Source organism: Streptomyces sp. SID5785 (assembly GCF_009870065.1).
In the GTDB taxonomy this organism is placed as follows: domain Bacteria; phylum Actinomycetota; class Actinomycetes; order Streptomycetales; family Streptomycetaceae; genus Streptomyces.
On record NZ_WWIA01001100.1, the window covers coordinates 1 to 5,489 of the forward strand.

At 74.6% G+C, this 5,489-nt stretch carries 4 protein-coding genes; 1 reads left to right on the forward strand and 3 read right to left on the reverse strand.

The features are described from left to right. Positions 1-154 precede the first annotated feature (154 nt). The gene (locus tag GTW43_RS35840) at positions 155-1,405 is read right to left on the reverse strand and encodes a cation:proton antiporter (protein WP_161306150.1); all 1,251 of its coding nucleotides are present in this window, start codon (positions 1,403-1,405) and stop codon (positions 155-157) included. A gap of 492 nt (positions 1,406-1,897) precedes the next feature. On the opposite strand from GTW43_RS35840, the gene GTW43_RS35845 reads away from it, so the two are divergent. Beyond that, positions 1,898-4,345 (forward strand): GH92 family glycosyl hydrolase, encoded by a 2,448-nt coding sequence (locus tag GTW43_RS35845; protein ID WP_161306151.1) that lies wholly within the window; start codon positions 1,898-1,900, stop codon positions 4,343-4,345. Positions 4,346-4,363: 18 nt separating this feature from the next. On the opposite strand, the gene GTW43_RS35850 is transcribed toward GTW43_RS35845, so the two are convergent. Next, positions 4,364-4,849, reverse strand: a complete 486-nt coding sequence (locus GTW43_RS35850) for a VTT domain-containing protein (protein WP_161306152.1) — start codon at positions 4,847-4,849, stop codon at positions 4,364-4,366. A 103-nt stretch (positions 4,850-4,952) separates the two neighbouring features. Continuing rightward, the gene (locus tag GTW43_RS35855; RefSeq protein WP_161306153.1) at positions 4,953-5,357 is read right to left on the reverse strand and encodes a CBS domain-containing protein; all 405 of its coding nucleotides are present in this window, start codon (positions 5,355-5,357) and stop codon (positions 4,953-4,955) included. Between the last annotated feature and the right edge of the window lie 132 nt (positions 5,358-5,489).

Genomic DNA, 5,489 nt, shown 5'->3' on the forward strand with positions numbered 1-5,489 from the left:
TGGCGGTGAGGAGGAGCGCGGCGAGGGCTCCGCAGCAGAGGACGCCGATGACGGGTGCGCGCCGCACCCGTCGTGCTCCCGACGCCCTGTGGCCTGGCCCCCGCACCCTCTCCCCCTCAGCTCATGTCCGCGCCACGCTCTGCCCGCCCTCGTCTCAGGAGTTCGCCGGTCCCGCCACGGGTTTCTTCGCGTACCCGGGAGGACGCCGCTGCCCCGCGTCCGGTTCGACGGGGACCCGCGGGCGGCCGCGCGGCCGCGCGGGCCCGGTCCGGAGCGCCTGACCGGCGGCGTACAGCAGGTTGACCGTGAGGATCGCGGGGCCGACGATCCCGGCGGTGCCGGGGAAGTCCCGCTCGAGTCCGAGCGCGATGAGCACGGCCGTGATGCCGTTCTGCTGGCCGAGCCCGAGGGCGATCCGGTCCCGCCGGTCGAGCCCGCGCACGCACCGCGGCACGACGAGGAGCGCGACCACCGCCTGCGCGGCGAAGGCGGCGGCGCCGAGCACGATCCCCTCGAGGGGGCGTACGCCGTGGGCGAGCAGCATCCCGAGCGCCAGCGCGGCCGTCAGGAACGCACCGTCCACGGCCCGTCCGACGGCGCGCTCGAACGCGGGCGTCCGGACCACGAGTCCGGCCAGCGCGACCGCGAGCATCAGCATGCCCTGGGCGGCGACGACGAGGAGGGCGACCACGAGAAGGGCCGCGGGCAGGAGTTCGACGCTGTGCCCGCGCACGCTGACGGGCCGGGGCGGGCGCCACCGCTCCGCGGCCCGGCGCCCGGCCCACCAGAGCAGCAGGACGGCGGCCAGCAGCGCGCCGTTGAGCAGCAGCCCGACGACGTATCCGTGGGCGCCGCCCGCGGCGAGGGACGCCGTGCCGGGCCGACCTGCGGCGGCATGGGCCCAGCCCACGGCGTACAGCGCGAGCAGCACGGTCACCGGGTCGTCGAACGCGGCCCAGGCCCGCAGCAGGGACCGCGCCCGCGGGGACATCCGGCCGTCGGCGCCGAGCGCGGCCACGGACAGCGGATCGATCTGGGCGACCGCGATGCCGAGGATCAGGTACTCGGGTCTGCCGAAGGAGAACACCATGACAGCGGCGATCAGGGCGGCCTTGAGTCCGACCCCGAGGGTCACGGCGACGACGACCCCGGGCAGGTCCGCACGCAGCTCCCGCCGGTCGATCCCGCTGGTGCTCCCGTACAGGCCGACGGCGAGGAGGAGTCCGGCGCCGAAGAGGTAGCCGTCGGTGCCGACGAGCGCGGACGCGTCGACGAGGCCGCCGAGCGCGACGCCGGCCGCGAGTGCGGCCAGGGCGAGGAGCTGGAGCCGGGGGGCGTTGCCCGGGAGGCGGCGCGGGAGGGCCGCGGGGAGGAAGCGGCTGCGCGCGCGTACGGTCGGCCACATGGCGTGTCCCCCCTCCCTGATCGTGCGCACCTCTCATGTATCAGATGGCTGAACTCACCTGCCACTCCGGCCCGTTGCCTCCCGTGCGGGACACGCGGGACATCCGGGCCTCGCGGGAGCACCGGACCGCGGCCGTGCACCGTGCCGGTGACCGGCCGGGTCGCCGGTGGCTCCCCACTCAAGATGCCCGCCCGGTGACATCGCCGAACCCCGGACGCGGGGCGCATCCGGGGTGCGGGAAGCCGGTGGACACGTTCCGGCCAACGAGTCGCGCACGAGGAGTCTTTGACCGACCGTCACCTCACGCGGCGGCAGGCACGGGCCGACGGCCTCGTCCGGGCGGCTCCGCCCGGCAAGGTTCTCCCGGAGTTCACCTCATGCAGCGACCCGCTCACCCCGCGGCGTCTCCTACCTTCTCGCGAGCCCCTGTACACACGTCGGAGTGACGCCGGATCATGAGTCACTCCGGCACCATCGAGAAGGAAGTACCGCATGCCGCGCACTCCCCGAAGAACACGACCGCGCCGAGCGGTGAGCGCCCTCGGCCTCGCCGCCACCGCCGCGCTCGTCGCGCCCCTGCTCACCGCCCCGACGGCCGCCGCGGCGGCGGACGCCCCGGTCGCGCACCCCGTGCGCTACGTGGACCCGCTGATCGGCAGCAGCAACGGCGGCAACACCTACCCGGGCGCCAACGTCCCGTTCGGGATGATGGCCTGGTCGCCCACCAGCACCGCGGGCGACCAGACCGACACCGCCGCCGCCAACGGGTACTCGTACGACACCACCCGGCTGCGCGGCTTCTCGCTCACGCACGTCAACGGCGCGGGGTGCCACCCGGGCGCGGCCGGCGACGTGCCGGTGATGCCGTTCGCCGGGGTCGTCGACTCCTCGCCGACGGCCGACACGAAGGACGCCAAGTACGCGGCGGGCTTCTCGCACGCCGACGAGAAGGCCGAGGCCGGGCGGTACCGGGTCGGGCTCGACTCCGGGGTGACGACCGACCTGGCGGTGAGCGAGCGGGCCGGCGTGGCCGACTTCGCGTTTCCGCGGGACAAGCCCGCGAACCTGCTGTTCCGCGTCTCCAACTCGCTGAACGGCAGCGAGGACGCGCACGTCGAGATCGACGCCGCGCACCGCAAGGTCACCGGCTGGGTCGAGACCGGCGCGTTCTGCGGACGCCGCGGCAACGGCGGCACGCCGAACAACAACCGCAAGAGCTACTACCGCCTCTACTTCACCGCCTCGTTCGACCGTGCCTTCTCCGGCACGGGCACCTGGCACGACGGCACCCTCTCCCCCGGCTCCACCAGCGCCGACGGCGGCGAGGGCTATCTGACGGGCGCCGACCGGGCCGGGCGGGGCTCCGGCGGGTACGTCTCGTTCGACCCGTCCGCCGACAACGATGTCAGGATGCGGGTCGGCATCTCGTACGTCTCCCTGGCGGGCGCCGAGGCGAACCTGCGCGGGGAGATCCCCCCGCGCGCGAGCGTCTCCGACGTCGCCGGACGCGGACAGCGGGCCTGGGACCGGGCGCTGCGGTCCGTGCGGGTGAGCGGCGGCGAGGAGGACCGGCGCACCGCGTTCTACACGGCGCTCTACCACTCCCTGCAACAGCCCAATCTGATCAGCGACCGCGACGGCACGTACGTGGGCATGGACCGCAGGCGGCACACGCTCGCGCGCGGGCAGAAGGCGCAGTACAGCAACTTCTCCGGGTGGGACCAGTACCGCGCCCAGGTGCAACTGCTCGCCCTGCTCCAGCCGCGCGTCGCGGGCGACTTCGCGCAGTCGCTGTACAACTTCGCGCGGCAGAACGGCGGCACCTGGGACCGCTGGGTGCACATCAGCGGGGCCACGCACGTGATGACGGGCGATCCCTCGGCGGCGACCCTCGCGACGTTCTACGCGATGGGGGTACGGAACTTCGACGTGCGGGGCGCGTTCGACTCCCTGTACCGGCAGGCCACCGTGCCGGACCCGTCGGGCCTGTCCGACGCGGGCTGCCCGGGCCAGTGCGAGGGCAACCGGCCGAACCTCGCGCAGTACATGGCGGACGGATACGCCGCCCAGGACCAGTGCCACTGCTGGGGCGGCGCCGCGGAGACGCTGGAGGACTCGGTCGCCGACGCCGCACTCGCCCAGTGGGCACGGCAGTTGGGCCGCGACCGGGAGTACCGCACCCTCAGCGAGCGGGGCGGGTACTGGAAGAACGTGTTCAACCCCGGTGCCACCGCGGACGCCGGGTACGTCCAGGCGCGGAACGCGGACGGCTCGTGGGTGACGCCGTTCGACCCGGCGTCCGACCGCGGCTTCGCGCAGGGCAGCGCGGCCACGTACGTGTGGATGGTGCCGCAGGACCCGCAGGGGCTGGCCACGGCGATGGGCGGACGGGACGCGGCGGCGGCGCGCCTCGACGGCTTCTTCCACAAGGCGGACGGTTCGTGGTCGGTGCACGGCGGTGACGCGCTGCGCTACGACCCGACGAACGAGCCGGGCATCCACGCCCCGTGGCTCTACAACGCGCTGGGCAAGCCCTGGAAGACCCAGGAGACGGTCCGTCGCATCGTCGACACGGTGTACGGCACGGGCCCCTCGGGCCTGCCGGGCAACGACGACCTCGGGACGATGTCGGCCTGGTACGTGTTCGCGGCGCTCGGCCTCTACCCGAAGGCGCCGGGCTCGGCCGACCTGCTGCTCGGCGCCCCGGTCTTCCCGCACGCGGTCGTCGCGGCCGCCGGGGACCGCGGCACGATCACCGTCGACGCGCCCCAGGCGTCCCCGGACGCCCTGTACGTCGACGCGGTGCGCGTCGACGGCCGGGCCCACGCGGCGTCGTGGGTGGACGGTTCACTCGTGCGGCGCGGCGGTTCGCTCGCGTACCGGCTGAGCGGATCGGCCGGCTCCGGGTGGGGCACCGACCCGGGGACGCTGCCGCGCTGAGCGGGCCCTCCCGGTGGGTCAGGACGGCTCCCGGCCGGTGACGGGATCACCGGCCGGCGAGCGGTCCCGGCGGCGCAGGACGACCGCCGTGGCCGCGGCGAGGAGCAGGACGGCGACCGCGGCCACGCCGATACCGGTGTGACGGGTGAAGAGCCAGCGCAGGAAGGCGAACACGCCGGTCCCGACGATCCCGTACAGCGCGGCCCAGGCCGCACCACCGACGAACAGTGCGGGCAGGTAGCGGCGCAGCGGCATGCGCAGGGTGCCCGCGACGAAGTTCACCGCGGTCTGGAACCCGACCGTGAGGAAGGACACCGCGACGACCGGCATGCCCCAGCGGCGGATGGCGTCCTCGGCGCGGCCGAGCCGGGCGGCCGGGATCCGCTCGGAGAAACGGCTGCGCCGTACCCCGGACCCGACGAACCAGCCGGCCGCGAAGGTCGCCCCGGCGCGCAGCAGGATGACGAGGTACAGCCCGGCGACCGTGAGCACGGTTCCGTTCACGACGCTCTCCTTCTCCGTGCGCTCGCTCGTTCCACGGCCACGGCGCGCCGACAGTTCCTCGAACAACGATCCTACTGGCGCCGGGCGGCGCTCCGGGCCCGGGCTACCGGACGCCCGCCGGCTCCCTCCGGCGCCGGAAGACGCGCTCGACGTGCTGCTCCTCGTGGAGGTCGACGCGGCGTGCCTCCAGGAGCTGGCCGAGGCTCAGGATCCCGTCGACACGTCCCGGCTCGTCGCGCGGGGTGACGACGACGCGGGTGACGTGATGGGCGGCCATGCGGTTGGCGACCGTACGCAGGGTCTCGTCGGGGTGGGCGACGACCGGCGGCTGCGCGAGGGCGCTCAGCGGGCGGATGTCGTCGGGTCCCGCGCCGAGCAGCCGGCTGCGCGTGACGACGCCGGACAGCAGCCCGGTGCGGTCGAGGACCGGGTACAGCAGCTGGACTCCGGTGTCCGGGTCCTCGTCGGTGCCCGCGGCGACCCGGGCGGCCGCGGTGTCGATGCCCATGTCGGCGTGCAGGGTGGCGGCGGGCGCCGGGGCGAGACCGCGGACGAGGTGGACCTCGAGCGGGTCGACGGAGTACTCGCGGGTGAGGTGCAGCCCGCGGCGGGCGATCTTCTCGGTGAGGACGGACCGCTA

What these genes read in the sequence shown, in the direction of transcription:
- GTW43_RS35840 (WP_161306150.1), bottom strand. Translation starts at nt 1,405, where the DNA reads ATGTGGCCGACCGTACGCGCGCGCAGCCGCTTCCTCCCCGCGGCCCTC.
- GTW43_RS35845 (WP_161306151.1), top strand. Translation starts at nt 1,898, where the DNA reads ATGCCGCGCACTCCCCGAAGAACACGACCGCGCCGAGCGGTGAGCGCC.
- GTW43_RS35855 (WP_161306153.1), bottom strand. Translation starts at nt 5,357, where the DNA reads ATGGGCATCGACACCGCGGCCGCCCGGGTCGCCGCGGGCACCGACGAG.